Consider the following 19,230-nt stretch of genomic DNA (forward strand, 5'->3'; position numbering starts at 1 on the left):
CCCTATGCATTATAGGCGATCTTTAAGAATTCTTCCATGGTAGTAATTCCCTGGCTCACCAGTTTAAGCCCTTCCTCGCGCAAAAGCTTCATCCCCTGCTGCTCAATGGCATAGGCTGTGATCTCCTCCATGGTGGCCCTCCTGGAAATCATATCCCGAATGGCTTTGTCAATTCTCACAATCTCGTGTACCGCAATTCTGCCGTGGTATCCCGTGTAATTGCAGCGGTTGCATCCCTTGGCCCTTTTGGCCCGTTTCACCTGGTGGCCCGTCATCTCTTGCTCCAGCTCTGTTAACTCCACCTCCTCACAGCAGTGGGGACAGACCTTTCGCATAAGGCGCTGCGCAATGATACCCACCACTGAGTTTGCAATCATATAGGGCTCCATTCCCATATCAATCAGACGCACAATGGATGCTACCGCGTTGTTGGTATGCAGAGTGGAGAGCACCAGATGCCCGGTGATGGCCGAACGTATGGAAATGGCCGCGGTCTCGGAATCCCTGGTCTCACCCACCATGATGATATCCGGGTCCTGACGCAAAAGCGCACGCAGCCCCACCTCAAAGGTGAGGCCCGCGGTGTTGTTCACCTGAACCTGGTTAATCTTGGGCAGATTTTTCTCCACAGGGTCCTCTATGGTGGAGATGTTGACCTGTTTTTTGGACAACTGCTCCAGCACCATATACAGGGTGGTGGTCTTGCCTGACCCCGTAGGCCCTGTGATATAGATGATGCCGTTGGGAGCATCCAGCATGTGGGCAAATTTCTTATAATTTGCCTCATTCATTCCATAGGACTCCACATAGTCAATCTCCGCATTGTTGGCCAGCAGTCTGAGCACGGCCTTTTCCCCAAATACGGTTGGGATCACGGAGACTCTGATGTTAATATACTCATTCTCCAGACGGATGCGGAAATGGCCGTCCTGGGGCAGGCGGCGTTCCGCAATGTCTAAGTCACTCAGGATCTTGATGCGGGCAATCAGGGGTGCGTGCAGGGCCTTCTGAAGAGTCACATACTCAATAATGGTGCCGTCCAGGCGCATCCGCACCAATGTTTTATCCTCAAAGGGCTCGATGTGGATATCGCTGACGTTAGTATTGTTGGCTCTCTGGATCAGGCTGTTGAGCAGCTTGATGATAGGGGCGTCCCCATCCCCCTCCTCCACTTCCAGCTCCTCCACTTCCTCCTTGATGCTCACATTGGCATTCTGTGCAGCCGCCCTGGCAGCCACCTCGGAATAGTAGTAGTCAATTGCCTTGTCCACGGATGCTGTCTCTGCCAGAAGAATCTCCAGGTCTTTTCCCGTGAGCTGGCGAATGTCCTCCAGACCGTAGAGATTTAAGGGATCATTCGTCACTACAGTGAGCATATGTTCCTGGGCAGATATTGCCAGCACGTGATATTTTCTGGCCAGCTGCGGCGGTATCTGCTCCACTGCCTTCACATCCACTGTCATGTTGGAAATATCCGCAATGGAAAGCTGAAGCTTCTGGGCAAGAGCCTCAAGCATCTGCCTCTCTGAGATAAATCCCAGCTCAATCAGGATTCCCCCCAGTCTCTTGCCCCGGTGATCCCGCTGATATGCCAATGCCTCCTGAACCTGCTGTTCCGTTATATATCCGTATTCCTTTAACACCTCGCCTATTGGAACGTTCTTTATTTCCATGTCTGTCTGCCTCCACTGCTACTCTTCATACATATAAAAACCCATCTCCACATCCAGAACCGTGTTGGTGGACTGTACCCGTCCTGCATCGTCAATCACTTCCTCTGTGTCGTACTTGGCGGAAAGCACCCTGACCGCTGCATAGCCGTTGACAAACCGGTCCATGAGCCTGCGGATCTTTTCCCGGCTTCCCTCCACGCTTAAGTCTACCTTTGCAGTGTAAATTTCCGCGTATGTTTCCGCCTGTACAGAACCTGTATCTTCCCCTGTGTCCTCACCCGCTTCTTCCTCCTCATCAGCAGCTTCTGTCTCCGCGGCCTCGCTCTGGGCCTGCTCCTGCTTCTCCTTCCACAGATAGGGCTGCAGGGACTCGGGCTCCTGGCTCACTGTGATATTCATTTTCTTAGTGGTCAGCCCCTGTGCAAGCACCTCGTCTGTCACGATTTTATCAATATCCTGACTCTCCATCATAGGGTAGAGCTCCCTGCTGATGTCCTCCCACTCCTTATTCATCACCCCCAGCTGCTCCTCAAGGGTGGGCAACTGTGCGATCTTGCTGTCCATCTCCAGCTTGTTCTGAGTGTCTGCGGCAATCTCTTCCCTTAAACTCTGCGCCCGGTCAAACCCCGGTAAAATCACCAGCGTCAGAAAGGCGGCTGCAATTACAAAGACTGCCAAAAATGTCAGCAGCTTCTTATCCCGTTCCGTGATTTTCATCTCTAATTTCACTTGCGCCTCCTCCTACTCTACCGGATTTTCGGACAGATAACAGATCACATTGATATCATAAATCTCTTTGTCCGTATTAAATGTATAGCCTGAATACTCCACCTTGCGGAATATAGCCAGGCCGTTAAGCTTCGTGATAAACCCGTTGATGCTCTCCACCCTTGCAGAGGATGCCTTTAAGGTCAATGCCCCCTCTTCTGCGTCATAGCTCCTGATCTCCGTGGACACACTGCCCCCGGCCGCCTTGGAAATGGAAGACTCCACACTGCTGTCCACCCTGGGATAAGAATTCAGCGCATCCATGGCCTCCCGGGCTGCGGACATCTTTCTGGCAATCCGGGCCATCTGACTCTCCAGATCTGAACTCTTGCTGCTCTTCTCCACATTGGAGGGGTCTGTCAGGTAATCGGAAAGGGCATCCGCCTGTCTCTGCAGACTTCCATTGTACACCAGCATACCCGCTGTGGCTGCTGTGCAGATGCCCAGGGTCACGGCTGCCGGAAGAATGCGTTTCACCACCTGTCCTGCAGCGGCATTTCCCGCCCTCCCCCTTTTGTAGGAGGTCATCAGGTTTCGGTCTCTTTTAGATGTGAACAAGCTGCCCAGAAGAAATACATAATTACCCGCCTCCTGGGTCCTGGCAGGGGTGGTAAACGCAATCACATCGCTCGCCTGAAGCCGCCCCACCTCCATGCCCAGGCTCTGCATTCCGCCCACACAGTAACGGAGATCCTCCTCCTGCATTCCGCAGGTGTAAACCTCCTTAAGAGGCTCCTCTCTATTCAGAGATGCGTAGAACTGCATCAGGTTGTTGATGGTCCGGCTCACTTCCGTTCCCATACTCTCAGTGCCGTGGTCGCTAAAAAGGCGGCTTCGGCTGGAATACTCATAGCCTCCGTCCGCCCAGAGGATATTCGTTAGGTTGTTGTCCTCCATGAGCTGGATCACACAGGTCTTTCCCTTCAGATCCGGCAAACGCTCAAGCAGACGGACCGCGCATCCCAACGCAGTGTTCACCCCAGCCACCTCAACGCCGATCTCAGAAAACAGCTCCAGAAAACCGCCCACAAAGCTGCGCTCCGTCATGGTTGCCAGTATCTTGACGGAGCTGGACTGCTCCGAGAGTACCCGGTAGCTGTAGATGGGGTCATGCCTCCGCTCCACGTCCGAAAACTCCTTGTCCAGGACCTCTAAAAGCTGAGCCTGCTTCATTTTGGGCAGCTCCAGAGATTTCAGGATGAACTGGGAGCTGTTGATCACCAGCTTTATATTCTTTGTGGGGAGACGGTTCTGCTCCCAGAAGCGCTTTAAATAATCCGCCAGCAGCTCTTTGTCCGTGATAATACCATTGATCAGGCACTCCTCCGGCACTGTGGTCTCATACACCTTTAAAACCTGCGCCTTTCCCCTGCTCGCATTGCCCAAAAGCACCTGCACATTTCTATTTGAAAGATAAACGGCTGTAATCATCTGTGTCCTCCTAATATACTGCTCCAGAATTTTCAATTGCCCCGTAGGAATCCAGAATCGGCAGCAGAACTGACAATAGGATAAATCCCACTATCAATGCCATCACTACAATCAACAGGGGCTCCAGGATGGCTACCATCCTGTTTATGGATGTCTCAGAAGAGTAGTCCAGATCATCGGAGATGGCGGTGAGCATGTTGTCCAGGCGGCCTGTCTCCTCCCCCACCATCACTGCAGATGTGAGGCGGTTGTTGAAGCCCTGGATGCCGCTGAGCGCGGATGAGAGACTGCCTCCTCCCCTCACCACAGCAATGGCCTCGTCAAACTGGGACTCCAGGTACGTATTGCCTATGGTCTTGCGTCCCACCTGCAGGGCGGACACAATGGGCAGACCCGCAGAATACAGAGAACTGAGGGTTCTGGTAAACCGGGCTGTGTATACCACAGAAAGCAATTTCCCAACCAAGGGCAGCCGAAGCTTCATCCGGTCCTTCCACAGACGTGCGGCAGGGACTTGAAATATAGATTTCACAGCCGCCACCAGTGCTGCCACGCCGATTATGATAATATACCAGTAATTTTGAAAAGCATCGCTCAGTCCCAGAACGACTCTGGTGGGCAGAGGCAGCTCATCCATCATACTGAACAGCTCCGAAAACATGGGGATTACAAAGGTCACCAGCACAATCACCGCCCCCAGACAGGCCACCAGGATGACGATTGGGTAAATCATGGCTGTAACCACCTTGCTGTTCAACCGGTGATCCTTTTCAAAATGGCCTGCCATACGCAGCGCCACTTTATCCAGATTTCCTGCCATCTCGGCGGAGCGGTACATCTGGATCATCAGCTCCGGGAACACCCCGTCCTGCTGTTCCATGGCATCCGACAGAGCCACACCCTGGCGGATAAGCAGAAGCACATTCTGATACACTGCTCTCTGCCAGGGCTTAATGGTGTTCTCCTGGCAGATGATATTGAGCGCGCGCACCAGTGAGATCCCTGACTCCAAAAGAGAGCCCAGCTCCCTTGAGAACTCCGCCAGGTCTTTCGCCTTGATGCGCTTTCCCTTGGACTTCCCATCCGCGGGCGTGGAACTTAGCAGGTATTTCCCCTCCGCCCGCAGTCTGTTATACAGCTCCGTCTCGTCCGGGGCCTCAATGAGTCCCTTTAGCTTTTTGCCCTCCATGTTTTTCGCTGTATAGCGGTATTTAGCCATATGGAATTCCTCCTCCAAATGTAACGGAACCTTATGCTTCTCAGTTACATGCAAAAATTCTTATTTTAAATACGCCTCGGCGTATTTGCATCGAAGCGCGCGTCACCCACAGGACGCCTTTGGTATGCTATACATGGCATAAACCATCTGCGCGCTTCTGCCATCCGGGACTATCAAAGTAAAAAAAATGAAAAATACCAATCCAGTATTTGTTCTCCCCAAAACAGTGCCACCGTCATGCCCAGGCATAAAAATGGCCCGAATGCAAAGTGTTCTTTCCTTCCCTTTTTCCCGGCTGCCAGCAGCCAGATGCCGTACAGGCCTCCGGTGAGCAAGCCAAAACACAGGGACAGCAGACAGAGCTTCCATCCCAGAAACAACCCGCAGGCTGCCATCAACTTTATATCACCGCCCCCAAATCCTCCCGGCACAGCCAGGGTGATCAGAAAGAGCGGAAGACTAACGGAAAAAATTCCGATTATTCTCGATATCAAATTTACTTCCGGAAACACAAAAATGGAGATGACTCCAACCACCCCTGCCCAGAGGACAAGACCATTGGGAATCTCCATGGTATCCAGATCCACAAACGCCACAACTGTGAGGATGCACAAAAAGGCAAACACCACCGCAGCAGCGGGAACAGCTCCAAAATATTTGACGCACAAAAGCGCCAGGCACCCTCCCAGACCTTCGATCAGCGGATAGCGAAGGGCTATGGGTTCGCCGCAAAAATGACATTTCCCCCTCAGGTAAAACCAGTTCAGCACAGGCAGCATATCCCTCCCCCGCAAAGTCTTCTGGCAGTGGGGGCACATGCTTCTGCCGTTTACAAAGGAAAGTTTACGCGGCAGCCGGTAGATCACCACATTTAAAAAGGAAAACACCGAAGCGCCGAAGAAAAAAATAACCGTTCCGATTAGAACATACATTAATAAAAGCATAGAAATCTCCAAACTATACAGCAAGCCTGCTGCCACTGTGTATACTGAATATACAAAACTATCCCTAACACAGAAACTCTGTGCAGGGATGTCTCATTCGGTCAGCATGGACTTGGTCCGGTAGAGCTGCCAGTGCTGCTCCCCCTCCTGATCCCGGGAATACACCGCTGTGTAATCCCCCTCCGCGTACGCTGCCCTCTTCACGCGGAAATTTTTGGCGTCCCACTGCAAAAGGTAGTAGTCCCCCTCGCACTGGGCCAGTTCCCGGATCTTGGACCAGGCCTCATCGGTCATCCCGTGAACCCTGGTCTGATCCGCAAACGATTGGTTGCTGCTGAAATATTCCAAAACGACATTCCCCACAGCCAGCTGCACAGCCTTTGCCTGCATCAGCACTAAAGTGGCCTTCGACTTCTCCCTCATCCAGCTCCCCATTGGCGCGATCAGGGCAACGATGAGAAGGCCGATGACCAGAATTTTCAGTGCGGATCTGATTGACTGGGCTTTTAATATATGGCTTGCTTTTTGGTTATTGTTTGGCATGGGGATGGTCGCTTTCTTTTAAGTTCATAATTAAAAGGGAGATACTAGATAATACATCATATGGCTAAGATTTATGATATTGTATCACCTATTTTGATTACCACATCTCTTTTAGTAGTACATGTAACATTTACCTTTTCCCCTAGAATTGTAACTGTATAAGACTGAATCTGGTCAGTATCTGGAGCTAATTCCGTTAATTTTGCCTTGTTACCAGTATCTTCGTCTGTGTTTTTAATTTCAGTTTTAGGTAAATCATATTTTTCTTCTGCCGCAATCGTCTTACCAGCCAAATACAAACTTCTCGCCTGGATCTGCGCCTGTGAATTGTTCGCCTTATTCATATACCCAATAAAGCTGGGAACCAAGATAGCTGCCAAAATCCCCAAGATTACAATAACAACAATCAACTCCACCAAGGTAAAACCTTTTTTGTTCTCTCTTGCCTTTTTGAATCTTTCCAATAATCTCATAATACTTATTCCTTCCTATTCTGATTTTCTCTCCCAGACACTGCCTTCCGCGCATCTGAATGCGCCTTTTGAGATCGCGGACGGGTGCCTGTATCTTCCTCTTTTGCCTGCTGCCAATGGCATCCCGTTTCAGTATTGAGAGCTTGCCCCTATTATACCTGTATTTCGACACATTTTCAACTAATTTGAGTGATTTGTTAACATTTCCTTAATTTGGACACCGATTTTTGTGACTCTATCGTGACTTTTATGCCCATCCGTTCAAAATCCGAACCACCATCTCCATATCTTCCCCCAAACTGCTGTAAAGTTTGTTCTCCAGAACACAGGTGACCTTGATGCAGCCTTCCCCTCCGTCTTCGAACGTCAGATCACTCACCTTGTATCCCCCATACACGGAGTCTCCCAGAAGTTCCCTGCCGTCCACCGTCACATATCCGTTCTCCAGCCTCATCTCCACCTGTGTTCCTCCGTGGATGGAGCTCCGGTAGCGAAGCTCTTCATTCTCCCCGGTAAGGGCAGTGTCCAGCCTGGCGTAATGCAGCTCATCAGATATGGCTGTGTAGAGTGTGGATTTGAGAATTCCCATCTCCGAGAGAGCTGCGGACCGGTTGTACAGACGGAAGGAGGCCGCCAGAGCCAGGGCAGCGGCCGCCACCAGGACAGCGCTCAGCGCCATGGCCACAATCAGTTCCACCAGAGTCATCCCTCTTTTGTCCCCGCGCTGTCTTCTCATGGGCTCTCCCCCTCCTCTAAGGAGTAGGCCCGTATCTCTCCCTCATAGACTGTAACAGGGATCTCTATTTCCAGGCCGTCCCCGTCCTTTAGGATAAGGGTCTGCTGCCTGGCTTCTCCGGTCCTGGCCTCAGCGGCCGCCAGCTCCTCATACATCTTCTGGTCCTGCACCGACACCCTATGGTTGACCCGTCCCGCCATAACCGCGCAGGTTCCAAAGGCGGTAAACGCGATTGCCACAATGACCATGGATACGATGATCTCCACCAGAGTCTCGCCCTTTGTCCCTCTCAGGATCTCTGCCCATCTTCTCATCTCACGTCTCCTCCTTCCCTTTCTCCTTCAGTCGGGTTATCGTACCCTGCTTCCAGCTGATTGCGGTTTTTTGATCCTGGGTCTTCAGGGATGCCGGGATTTCCTCTGTCATCTGTGACAGGACCTTCCCCTCCCTGAGCACCTGGATTTTCAAATCAATCCCATACCCGGAATTCATAGTGTAGGTAACTTTCACCTCCTGATCCGCCAGGGCATCCCCGCCGGACAGCTCCAGATCCCGCTCTGCCTGATCCTTTGCAGTACCGCCGATGCCCAGAAGCCCGCTCACATCCTCCGCCAGCATCTGCCCCAGTTCCTCAGAACCGGTCTTTGTATCCACCTTCACCTGAAGCTGTCCGGACGCGTCCGCCTCCAGAAGGAGCTTTTGCCCCTCCATCAGGTCGCGGAATAAAAGCGCGGTGGATTCTGCTGTGACATATGCCTGCTGCTCCCGTCTGCTGCGCTCCAGTCTGGTCATGTTTACCGAGGCAGCGGAGATGACGATTCCACCCAGTACCATACAGATCAGAAGTATGACTATGGCAATCATCAGGGAAGAGCCATCCTCATTTTTCAGCTGTTCCTTGATTTTATTCATCTGCCCCACCACCTATTCCCGATTTTGCTCCCGCCTGCGTTTCGCTCTGTGCCTGGGAGTTGGAATCCGCCTGCTTTCCGGGCCGGGACTCTGACTGAGTCTCTGTCTGAGCCTCCGTCTGTGTTTCACTCTGTTTCTCTGTATCCGGCTCTGTCTGCTTTTCAGTGTCCTTGCCGCTCTCCGGCTCCGTCTGATCCGTCTGGGGCTGATCCTGGGGTTTGGAGGGACCTGTGGGGGCAGTTGGCTTCTGGGCGGGTGAGTTGCTCTTCCCGTTGTCGTCCTTTACCTCCATCTCCGTGATCCCGCCGGAGCTCTTGTTTTCATCCACGTCCTCCTCCCAGATATCTCTGGCGCTGGGATCAGTTCCTCCGCCTGCAAAATAGGCCTCCACCTCATATCTCTGTGGGCTGCCCTGAAGCTGCGGGCAGGCATAACCAATGACAAATCCATTGTCACCCGCATCCATGGTCCACACACCGCTAAAGTCAAATCCCGCGTAGGATTCCCGTGACTGCATCTGCTCCGAGGACAGGGCCTTGATGCCCGCGCCCTCCTTGGCCGCTTCACCCAGATAATAGCAGTCCGTAGCTTTTACGGTGCCGCTTCCAACCATATTGTAGATCCTCTGTGAACCATGGGCTGCTGTATTGTATGCATAGCAGCGGGCGATGACACCCCAGTTGCTCTTACCCACAAACTGACCCGGTGCCCCTCCCTGGGACTTTGTCACCTTTCCGGTACAGTAGGAATCCCTAATCTCAACAGTGTTACTTCCTGAGCCAACCTCCAGGTATCCCACAAATCCTCCCACATAGTTTCCGTTTTCCACATCACCTGAGGAGTAGGATTTCTCAATCACTCCTGCGTTGAGACCTGTCAATCCTCCCACATAGGTGTTTTTCCACCCTGCAAAGTTTGCATTCCTGATGTCTACATTCGCGCTGCACTCAGAGATTACCCCACCTGTGCCGTTCTGTCCCGCAATTCCTCCCACATACGCGGTAATGGAATTTTCGGCATCCTTTGTGGTGTTTATGGTTCCCTCCACATGCACATCGCGCAGTTCTCCCAGATTTACCGCAAACAGTCCCAGATAGCTGTTCCCTAGGCTGCAGTTTCGCTGCTGGGCAAACCCTGTGATCTGGTATCCTCCTCCATCGTATCTTCCGGTAAAGGCATTTCCCTCCACCCCGCCGATGGGTTCAAAGCTCTGGTCCTTTAAGTCAATATCTCCCAACTGCACATAGTACTTATCCAGTCCCCCGGCTGTGATAGCCCCAAGCTGCGCACCTGTGCGTACCCCCAGTGGAGTCTGCTGTGTCCTGCCCAGCTGACTTTCCGGGACATTTCCATTTTCATCCGCTGCGGTCCACTCAATTGCCTGCGCAAACGCAGCATTTACATAAAACCAGGCGGTCTTTTCACCTGCCGTAACCTTTAGGGGCGCTGTCTGCAGGATGTTTCCCGAAAGCTTCCAATAGCTGTAACCCTCCTCCTCCGTGAGCAGCGCGCCTTTTTGCAGCTTCTGCCCATTTTGGGTAACTTCCGGCTGGTCCACCGCCCTGGACGGCATGTAAATCCCGTATCCGGTCTCATCCGGCATATCCATATTCCTCTGCTCTGCCTGCTCATTCCGGATCGCACCGTCGCAGTCAATCAGATAGAACTGGTATCCCTCTTTGTACTTCTCGTAGTAAAACAGCCCGAAGGCCGCGCTTCCCTTTAGCTCTCCCACGGGCAGAGGCAGCCCCCGGATGCTTGGATAGCGGTAGGATACTTCCTGGTCCTGGTAATTGGACTGCCAAATATCCGTGGGCAGCTTCCCACCCTCATCCGACAGCTTCTCAAGCTGAGACGCCTCAAGCGGTGAGGCATTTGCGGAGGCTGTGCCCCCTGTGGTCCCCTCCCAGTCCAGATAGTAGCAGTCTGCAATATGCCCCCCTGCCCCCTCTGTCCTTTCAAAAGCGTAGCGCACAGCTCCGTTCTTGACTAAGGATGAGGCACTATAGCTGTATGAGATACTGCCGCCTGTCATCTTCCAGACGAAGCCGGACGCCTCCCCGCCACTGCTCCCGGCCTGTGCCTTCACCTGGCAGACACTGAAGCTGTGGGAAACTTTTCCGGTGTTGGTCAGCACAAAGCCTGCTGCAGCCTTGCCCGATTCTTTACTGCCCTGAACCTCCCCGGCGGCGTAGCTCTTTGAGATTTCCTTCGTATTTTCAGAGACGAACCCGGCGGCATTTCCGTGTGCAGACACGGTATCTGCCTTCACATAGCTGTGGGAAATCTCCCCTGCGTTTTTCCCGGCAAATCCCGAAGCATTTTCCCCGGAGGATGCTCCCTGGCCAGCTTCCACACCGGCGTAGGAGATAAGGCCCGCGTTCTCCAGCACAAACCCGGCTGTCTCACTGCCCCAGCCCTGCCCATCCCGGACAGAGGCACCACGGAAGCCTACAAACACGGCATCTGTGTCCTTTTCCGGAGCCCGGCCCTCAATCCGGCCGTTTTTCTCATTTGTGAAAAGGAAGCCGGCTGCGCGTTTTCCCTCTGTGTACACCTCTGCATCCACAGAGGTCCCTGACTCCCCGGAGGCGATGGTTCCCTGATTGCTTCCGGCAAAACCCGCAGCACTCTGGGTTCCGTGGATTGCACTCCGCTCTTCCCCCTCAGACACGGTTCCGGTGACCGCAGCACCTGTGATCTCTCCTGTAGCTTCGTTGGTTTTCAGGAACCCATAGGCTTCCTGTCCCTCCACCCGGCCGCGAATCACCACCTGGGCGCTTTCGATCTCACCTGCATTGGTCCCTGCAAAACCGCAGCTTAAGAGTTCTCCTCTTACAGCACTGCTGTTTACAGTACATTTTACAATATATCCCTTGTCTGCATTGCTTCCGGCAAATCCATAAACATTCTGCCCGTTCAGTTCCGGCTGCACGCTGCTTCTGGAGATGGTCCCTGCATTTTCCACTGCAAAACCATAGACCACAGTGGTTTTGGAAAGATCCGCCTTCTCATTCACCATGCACTCCTGTATCACTCCCTGGCCGCTGTTTATCCCTGCAAAGCCGCTGACGGTATTGGTGCTCTTAACCGTTCCGGAAGCAGTCTCTGAGAAGCGGATCTCCTTGTCGTTCTGCCATACGAATCCGGCGCTGCGCTCTCCGCCGCTCTCCACGCTTCCGCCCCCCAGTTCCACACGGGCATATTCAATGGTTCCTTTATTTGTCCACGCGAATCCCGCGCTGCTCTCATTGCTGGAGTAAACCTTCACTCCCGTACCCGTGACCCTCACAGGGATCAGGGAGGTTCCCCGTATAGCGCCCCCTGCCTCATTGGTGCCCACAAACCCGGCACACGGGCCGTTGGTTGTGATGCTCACGGACGCACTGCATTGGTTATTCACCTCACCTGCATTGGACGCCGCAAAACCGGCTGTACCCTTTTCTCCGGGAGTCCACTTTGTGATCTCTCCCTGCGCGCTGCTGCGGCTCACCACAGCCCCCTTTTGGTTGTAACACACAAAGCCCGCGGCATGGCTGCCAGCTCCTCCATGGTTGGTGATCTGTATTCCCTCCGCCTGGCTCGCATCCACTGTTCCCCGATTATTTACCAGAAATCCGCTGCTGTCTGAATCTCCGCTGATCGCCAGTGTCTTTTTGCCCCCGGCGGTGCTGTGCAGTATGGTTGCGGATGTCCGTTTCTCCGTTCCGTTCTCCACCGCAAATCCGGCCGCTTTTCCCTTTTTGCCGTTGGATGAGGCGTCCACCTTCTCTCCGGTATAGGCTGCGTAGTCCACGGCCCCTGCATTGAAAACTACAAATCCGGCTGCGGACTTGGCGCTGGAGGTGACGCTTCCCTCAGCGCAGATCAGGGACTGGGCATCCCCGCGGATGGTCCCATAGTTGTTCACCACAAAGCCTGCTGCCAAAGCGTTTCTGGACAAGCCAATGACCTCCGCTTGGGTGGAACACTGGCCTGTGATGGTTCCCAGGTTCGTCTGGCAGAAGCCGGACGCCCCCTTGTCGTCGTAATTGTCGCTTCCATCATTCCAGGTACCGTAGGTGACCCTGCCTGACAATACTTTAGAGTCCGCTATAGTGCCGAAGTTGTATCTGACAAAACCGCAGGACTCTGTCAGGGTAGAGGTAACATTCCCGGTGAACGTACAGTTCTCAATCCTCACCTGGCTGTAATCCCCGTCCAGTACCGGGGCCCCGTTGGTCAGACCGTCAAATTCCGTGTCCGCGTTATCGCGCCCATTGTTGTACACAAAGCCGCTGGCCGTCCATTTTCCCTTCACCTCCAAGCCCTCGGCCTGGCAGGAGCTGACACTCCCCTGATTCTCCATCACAAAGCCTGCTGCTGTCCTGAGCCTGGAATCCACGGTCATAGACCGGACCCTGCTGCCTGTGATTACCCCGGAATTGTATGCAGCGAAGCCTGCGGCATAGCAGTAATTGGCTTCCGCCTCCACATTGACTCCCGATACGTAAGAATCTGTGATGGTCCCCTTATTCTCTGCCGTAAATCCTCCAAACTTCACCTGGGCGTTTCCGCTGCGCACAGCCCGAATCACGCCGCCGCCGTACAGTCCGGTTCCCGAAATCTCGCCTTCCGTTGCCGCAGCGATGGCACCAGCCACGGCAACAGTATTCCCAAACCGGATGGTATTGCCGCCTGTGTCCACACTGCAGTCCTTGATGCTGCTGCCGGATGCCACATAGGCAGACAGGATACCCGCTGTTTTACTGTTCCCCAGTGACACATCAACCGCAGCGTCCAGCTTTAGCTTTACATTTCTGACCGCCCCTTTTCCGGCGCCGTCTCCAATATATCCAAAGAGACCTACATACTGGGCATTTGTGGACTGTGGAAGCCGAAATCCGGTAATCTCATATCCCCCGCCATTGTAGTCTCCCACGTAGGGATTCTCAGGCAGGTACTGCCCGTTTCCAAAACTTCCCTTGTACCTGCTGTCCCAGGGATTCCACACCTGTGTCTTCGCCTGGTCCTGAAGGTTGATATCGTGTGTCTGTTCAAAGTAATTGTATTTTGACTCCTTACTCTCATACCCCTTGAGGCCCATGTAATAGAAGTGGTCCGCATGCCGGATCTTAAAGGGTTCCCCCTCTTTTCCAAAGGAGGCATCCGGCATATTGGCGCTGTCCACGCTTGCGTAGGACTTGGAGTTGATGGCCGCTGCAAAGCAGGGGTTAAAAAAGTTGTAGGTATCCGTGGAGTCCACTTTTGTGTAGAGATACTGCACCTTCGCATTTTCCACCATCCCCTTCAGGCCCTCTAACTGCTGTTCCTTAAAGGGATAAAAATGATAGTTTTCCCCAAGGGGCTGGGTGATCTTCAGCTCCTTGCCATCCACCCATTTATTTATACTGGCTGTGCTCTGTGCAGAGCTTCCCCTGGCAAATATGGTCATAGAGCCTTTCTGGTTCAGCTCTCCTTCAATGATCACACCGTATCCCCAGTCCCGTATGGTTTTATCGGAGAGTGTGCTGTAGGAGCGGTAATTGTTTTCCATAAAATGAATGCCATAGCTGTTATCTCCATACTGCTCATAGTAAAAAATGGTGCCATCGTTTGCCACCACCTCCGGCCAGTCCCCATGGTGATCCAGATAGGCCAGCTTGGGATAAGGGTATGCCATACCGCTGAGGGTTGGGGAATTGGGAAAAGTGGTAGAAACCGTCCCCTTTCCCCAAATGCTCCCCAGGCTGAGCTTGTGTAGCTCCTCCTCCGTCAGAGCAGTCCCCGAACCCGTTGCACCCTGGTTACCTCCAAAGCTCAGATAATAACAGTTGGTGAGATCCATTCCGGATGGTCCAAAGCCCAGCTTTGTCTTTGCCTTCAGATAGGCAGCGCTGTAGCTGTCCGCGATCCCGAAGCTCTTCTGATTGGTCAGCACAAATCCGGCCACGCTGCCTGACTGAGGTTCCTCCCCAGGAGAGTATGCCGTTGCCGCCACTTCCAGAAGGGCATAGCAGCTTTCAATATTGTTATTTAAACTCGTAACTTCACTTTTTCCATTTTTCAGCACAAAGCCAGCTGCTTTTGCTGTCCTGTCCGCCTGAGCCGTGGTTATACAGTCCGCATAGGAGGTGTCTATTAACCACTGATTATCGTAGACAAATCCCGCTGCCTCCGCGGTCCTACTTGGGTCAGCAGTCCGCACAGTTACGATTGAGTTTGAGTAGCTGCTTCCCACATATCCCTGATTGGTCAGCATAAATCCAGCTCCAGCGGTATTATATTTGGAGTCTTCCACCTCAATGCTGCTCTCAACACTGCAGTTATAGATCTGATTCGCGCTGATACCAGCAAATCCGGCTGCCTTCTGGGCCCCAAAAATATTTGTCTTTTCCCTGTCTCTGTAAAGTGAATACACACGGCAGTCCATCACCCCGCCTTTTCCCTCAAAGACCTCACTCCTGCTGTTTCCCTTGCCTGCAATGGTATGGATGATCTGTATGTTCTCACGCACAAATCCCACAGCCGTATTGTTTGTATTTTTCACTGAAATCACCGCATTGCATCTGGTGACCGGACCGCAGTTTGCCAGCACAAAGCCTGCCGCGTAGGTGCCCTCTGTGATCACCTTGGCATACACGTCACAGTCTGTGATGCTGCCCGCGTTCACAGCAGCAAATCCCGCTGCCGAACTGTTCTCTCCGCTCTGGTTATTCTCCACCTGTTTTACCGTGATGGGTTGTTCTGCAGAGGTCCCGGAGCTGCAGTTTTTGATTTCTGCATAGGGATGATTGACCACCACAAACCCGGCTGAGTAGAGCTGGCTGCCCCAAACGGTTCCGCCTGAGTAGGCATCCTGGATTATTCCCTTGTTCTCAGCTGCAAACCCGGCTGCAAAGCCATTCACTCTCACATTGGTATTGGTAAGGCACTGTATATTTCTGCTGCCGGACTTCACAAGGGCGTTTTTATCCAGCAAGCCCGCAAAGCCTCCTGCACAGACTTCCTGATTCTTGACTGCGCTGATCTCGCCTTCCCCCCACACCTGACAGCCGCTGATGGTACCGTCCGAGTAGCCTACCAGGCCACCGATATAGGTTCTATAGTACTTCTTCGTAAAATCGCTGTGGGCATTGCCGTTGACAAACTGGATGGAGGCATTCAGTACTGTATTGCAGTTTTCAATATAGCTGGACTGCCGGCACCTTCCCGCCAGGATTCCAAAGTATACATCCTCTTTGTCCGGGGCCTGCTCTGTTCGTATCTCCTTTTGATACCCCGCGTCTGCAGTTTCCACCGTCAGATTCCGGATGGAAGAACCTGCGCCAGTGCTGCCTGATCCATTCCGGCCCACTGTGTCAAAAAGTCCCAGGTTCGTCTCCGTGGTTACCCAGGATTCCTTTTGGATAACCAGTCCGTCTATGGTATATCCATTTCCCTCATAGCTGCCCATAAATCCGTTATGGCACAGAGGTATCCAGGCCTGCGGAGAGAGTGTGATGCGCGCCCTCTCCTGTGTAAAGTAATAGAAGCTTCCCCCGCTCGCATATTCCCCAAATCCGTCTATACATTTGAGCTGTGCCTCGGTGCGGAGCACAAATGGATTTGCAGCAGAACCAAACCAGGCAGGGTTTTCCTGTTCCTTTGGCTGGCTTCCCAGCGCTTTTGCAAAGCAGGGACTAAAATAGAAGCGCTTTTCCCCATACACAAAGCTGATGTAATTGTAAGGATTCCCTGTGCGGTAGCTGGCGGTCATGGTCTTCTGCCAGCTCTCGGCTTCGGCAGCTGTTCCGCTCATCTGAGAACCTGATATCTTCATTCCATAGTAGTACACCCCGTCGATCACCTGATAGAAATCAGGGATGGGCTCAAACTTCAGCTCACCAGCTTTCTGATTTTCATCTGCATTGAAATATCCCTGTATCCCAGCCATGGCGGGAGCACCGCCGTTCTCCTCCGGCGACATCAGGCCATACCCGGTCTCCAGAATGTCTTTTGTGGCATCCAGCCCAATGGCATAGTCTCTGTCCTTAAAGTAATAACCGTAGTCCGTATCCCCATACTTTTCGTAGTAGAACAGCTGGATGTAATCCGCCTTTTCTGCCGTATCCGGTGGCCAGTCACCATAATGGGATACAGGGACACTCAGCTCCCCCGCTGCCCCAGTCAGGGCCGGATAAGGAAAGACCGTGTCGCTCTCTGTGAGACGCCCGTTTATATAGTAGGGGTGGGTCAGCCTTGCGCTCTCGCTGACGGATGTACCCGTTCCGTAATGGGCAGGATACCGCCATCCCTCCTGGTAGATCTGATCCAGAGTTTTCCCGTCCCTGACCACAGCCTTCCCTGTCATCTGATCCAGGCTCAGCCCAACAGCCCCGTGGCTGGTCTCACCGCCAAGGTAGAAGCAGTCCTTCCCTGCCTCAGCCTGCCCGTTCCCCACAAAGGGGACTGCGGTGATGCCGTCCTCGTCCTGGCGCGCTCTCTGTACCACTGCCGCGTAGGAGGCGGTGATATTGATCTTTCCTGCCTCCTTTTCATACTGTCCCACAAAACCGGCCGCTGTCAAACCCACAGAGGTCAGTTCCCCTGTGGTGTAGCATCTCTCGATTGCAGTATCTCCCGTACACTTCCCCACAAAGCCGCCCAGAGCGGTCTCCTCATCTCCGCTCACCTGTCCGCTTGCGTAGCAGCCTTCCACCTGCACATTCCGCATATCGCCGGACAGGCCTCCGGCTGCGCCACCCCGGCCCTGCACATTGATGGCAGCAAAGGACTCCTGGATCTTACCTTTCCGGGCCAGACCGATCAGGCCGCCTGTGCTGGCCGCCCCGCCGGTAACTGTGTAAGACCTGTAATCAAATAATGCAGCCCCAGGCTCCGCTTCCGGTTCCAGGTAAACCTTGCAGTTTATTATCCGATTAGTATCCTGGGCCTCATAGACGCCTGCCAGGGCCCCCACATTTTCCCTTCCGCGAACCTTAGGGTTCACCAGATTTACATGGCTGATTGATCCGGAGAACATGGCAAACAGGCCCGCATCCCAATTCCCTTCTATCTTCAGGTTTAAGATCCGGTATCCTGTCTCAGTGGTATCTTTGAGCGCTCTCTCCCCGCTTTCTTTATATGCTGTAAAATCATATTTTCCGGATGGTATGGGTGTGAAGGCCGCCTGGTCATTCCCCCCCTTTAGCTCCCTGTCCCCGTCGGCATTTTCCGCCAGTTCTTCTCTGGGATAGCCCTCCGCTGCCAGTCCGTTATAGTAAGCCAGCGTATTGTTCCAGTCCATATCCTGAATCTGCCGAACAGTGCTGCCCTTTTTATCCCACCTGCTATCCGCGATCTGTCCCAGATTCTGCAGATGCCGGACATTGGACACTGTTATTTGGATGCCGTCCTCCTCCTGTTTGGCCGCAAAAAGGCTGTTTACCTTCTCTCGGTTTTCGAAGGACCTGCTGCCTGTGTCGTCCGGTCCGCTGACCGCAGTGGCTGTCACTGTTATATTTTCACCGGGGGACAGTGTCCCCCCGCTCTTTTTCGTAAAGCTCCTCTCCAGCATCTCCAAAAAAGAATGCCCCTCCGCCAGACTGTCCAAAAGCAGGATGCAACGGCTGCCCGCAAGCAGATTTCCCGCGTCGTCCGACGCAAACTGCTCTTTTGCGATATACCTCTCGTAGACTGCTCCCTCTTCCCCCTCCAGCACAACCAGGTAGCCGGCAAACTGGGCCGGCTGGCCGTAGGAGCTAAGCTTAATGAGCAGTTCCTCACCATTCACCACTTCCATAAGGGGCGTCTTCAGACTTGCCTCATACTCCACCTTTGCGGCAGCTCCCCCGTAGTATCCGATTCTGGCCCTGCCCTGGCTTCTCAAGTCGTCTGAACCGCAGAATTCTTTCGTGCCGCCCTGCAGTCCCCTCTTGCCGCTGCTCTCGTAGGAAAAGAGCGTCCTGTCGCCATCTGAGTAGGAGGCAAAGAACACTCCGTACACATAGCCGTTCACCGGGTCCAGCTCAATCACGATGGATGCCTGGGTACTTACCAGTTCATCATCCAGGCTCTGTCCCGCCTGACTTAAAAACGCCGCTGCCTTCTCTGTATTCATATAATAATATTTTATCTGCTCTGTCTGATCAGCGGCCGCTGCAGATCCGTCAGGCACCCTGGCAAGCGCCCACTCAGAGGTCATCTCATCCAAGTCCAGCTGTCCGTTGGCTTTCATTGCCGTCAGCTTGTTCTGGGCCGCCGTGTAGATCTGCCTGGCACTTTCGTTGGCCTTGATCATATCCATCTTCTTGAAATATCCCATAATGCTGGGGATTGCCACAGCCATAAGGATACCTAGGATGGTGATGGTAACAATCAATTCCACCAGGGTAAAACCCCTTTTATTTTTACTATTTACACTATATGCCATATGCACAACCCCATTCATTTCCCTATCGATAGTTATAACCCATTCTACTCTATTTCGACCGGGCCTTCAACCATTTCCCACATTTTCCTTGTGGACCCGTACTACTGCTCTGTGACCAGAAACTCTGTATATGACACT

At 53.1% G+C, this 19,230-nt stretch carries 11 protein-coding genes; all 11 read right to left on the reverse strand.

Going from position 1 to position 19,230, the window contains the following annotated elements; all coding sequences use genetic code 11:
* Nucleotides 1-2: 2 nt before the first annotated feature.
* Nucleotides 3-1,673: a GspE/PulE family protein gene (locus AC0THY_RS01470; protein ID WP_489992702.1), complete on the reverse strand. Its 1,671-nt coding sequence runs from the start codon at nucleotides 1,671-1,673 to the stop codon at nucleotides 3-5.
* An 18-nt stretch (nucleotides 1,674-1,691) separates the two neighbouring features.
* Nucleotides 1,692-2,402, reverse strand: a complete 711-nt coding sequence (locus AC0THY_RS01475; RefSeq protein ID WP_489992703.1) for a hypothetical protein — start codon at nucleotides 2,400-2,402, stop codon at nucleotides 1,692-1,694.
* 12 nt (nucleotides 2,403-2,414) lie between these two features.
* On the reverse strand, nucleotides 2,415-3,872 hold the full coding sequence (pilM, locus tag AC0THY_RS01480) for a type IV pilus biogenesis protein PilM (protein WP_489992704.1): 1,458 nt from the start codon (nucleotides 3,870-3,872) through the stop codon (nucleotides 2,415-2,417).
* 10 nt (nucleotides 3,873-3,882) lie between these two features.
* Nucleotides 3,883-5,091, reverse strand: coding sequence for a type II secretion system F family protein (locus AC0THY_RS01485; protein WP_489992705.1), 1,209 nt, complete (start codon nucleotides 5,089-5,091; stop codon nucleotides 3,883-3,885).
* Nucleotides 5,092-5,264: 173 nt separating this feature from the next.
* Nucleotides 5,265-6,035, reverse strand: a complete 771-nt coding sequence (locus AC0THY_RS01490; protein WP_489992706.1) for a prepilin peptidase — start codon at nucleotides 6,033-6,035, stop codon at nucleotides 5,265-5,267.
* A 93-nt stretch (nucleotides 6,036-6,128) separates the two neighbouring features.
* The gene (locus AC0THY_RS01495) at nucleotides 6,129-6,578 is read right to left on the reverse strand and encodes a hypothetical protein (protein ID WP_489992707.1); all 450 of its coding nucleotides are present in this window, start codon (nucleotides 6,576-6,578) and stop codon (nucleotides 6,129-6,131) included.
* Between the two features lie 71 nt (nucleotides 6,579-6,649).
* Nucleotides 6,650-7,051, reverse strand: a complete 402-nt coding sequence (locus AC0THY_RS01500; RefSeq protein WP_489992708.1) for a prepilin-type N-terminal cleavage/methylation domain-containing protein — start codon at nucleotides 7,049-7,051, stop codon at nucleotides 6,650-6,652.
* A 247-nt stretch (nucleotides 7,052-7,298) separates the two neighbouring features.
* Nucleotides 7,299-7,787, reverse strand: a complete 489-nt coding sequence (locus AC0THY_RS01505; RefSeq protein WP_489992709.1) for a prepilin-type N-terminal cleavage/methylation domain-containing protein — start codon at nucleotides 7,785-7,787, stop codon at nucleotides 7,299-7,301.
* Complete coding sequence (locus AC0THY_RS01510; protein ID WP_489992710.1) at nucleotides 7,784-8,101, reverse strand: prepilin-type N-terminal cleavage/methylation domain-containing protein; 318 nt, start codon at nucleotides 8,099-8,101, stop codon at nucleotides 7,784-7,786. Before AC0THY_RS01510 ends, AC0THY_RS01505 begins: the two co-directional genes overlap by 4 nt.
* Before the next feature lies 1 nt (nucleotide 8,102).
* Nucleotides 8,103-8,699, reverse strand: a complete 597-nt coding sequence (locus AC0THY_RS01515; protein WP_489992711.1) for a hypothetical protein — start codon at nucleotides 8,697-8,699, stop codon at nucleotides 8,103-8,105.
* Nucleotides 8,692-19,092 (reverse strand): type II secretion system protein, encoded by a 10,401-nt coding sequence (locus tag AC0THY_RS01520; protein WP_489992712.1) that lies wholly within the window; start codon nucleotides 19,090-19,092, stop codon nucleotides 8,692-8,694. The genes AC0THY_RS01515 and AC0THY_RS01520 overlap by 8 nt, the downstream gene beginning before the upstream one ends.
* Nucleotides 19,093-19,230: the final 138 nt, after the last annotated feature.

This window comes from Ruminococcus sp. 8Y-12 (assembly GCF_058119865.1).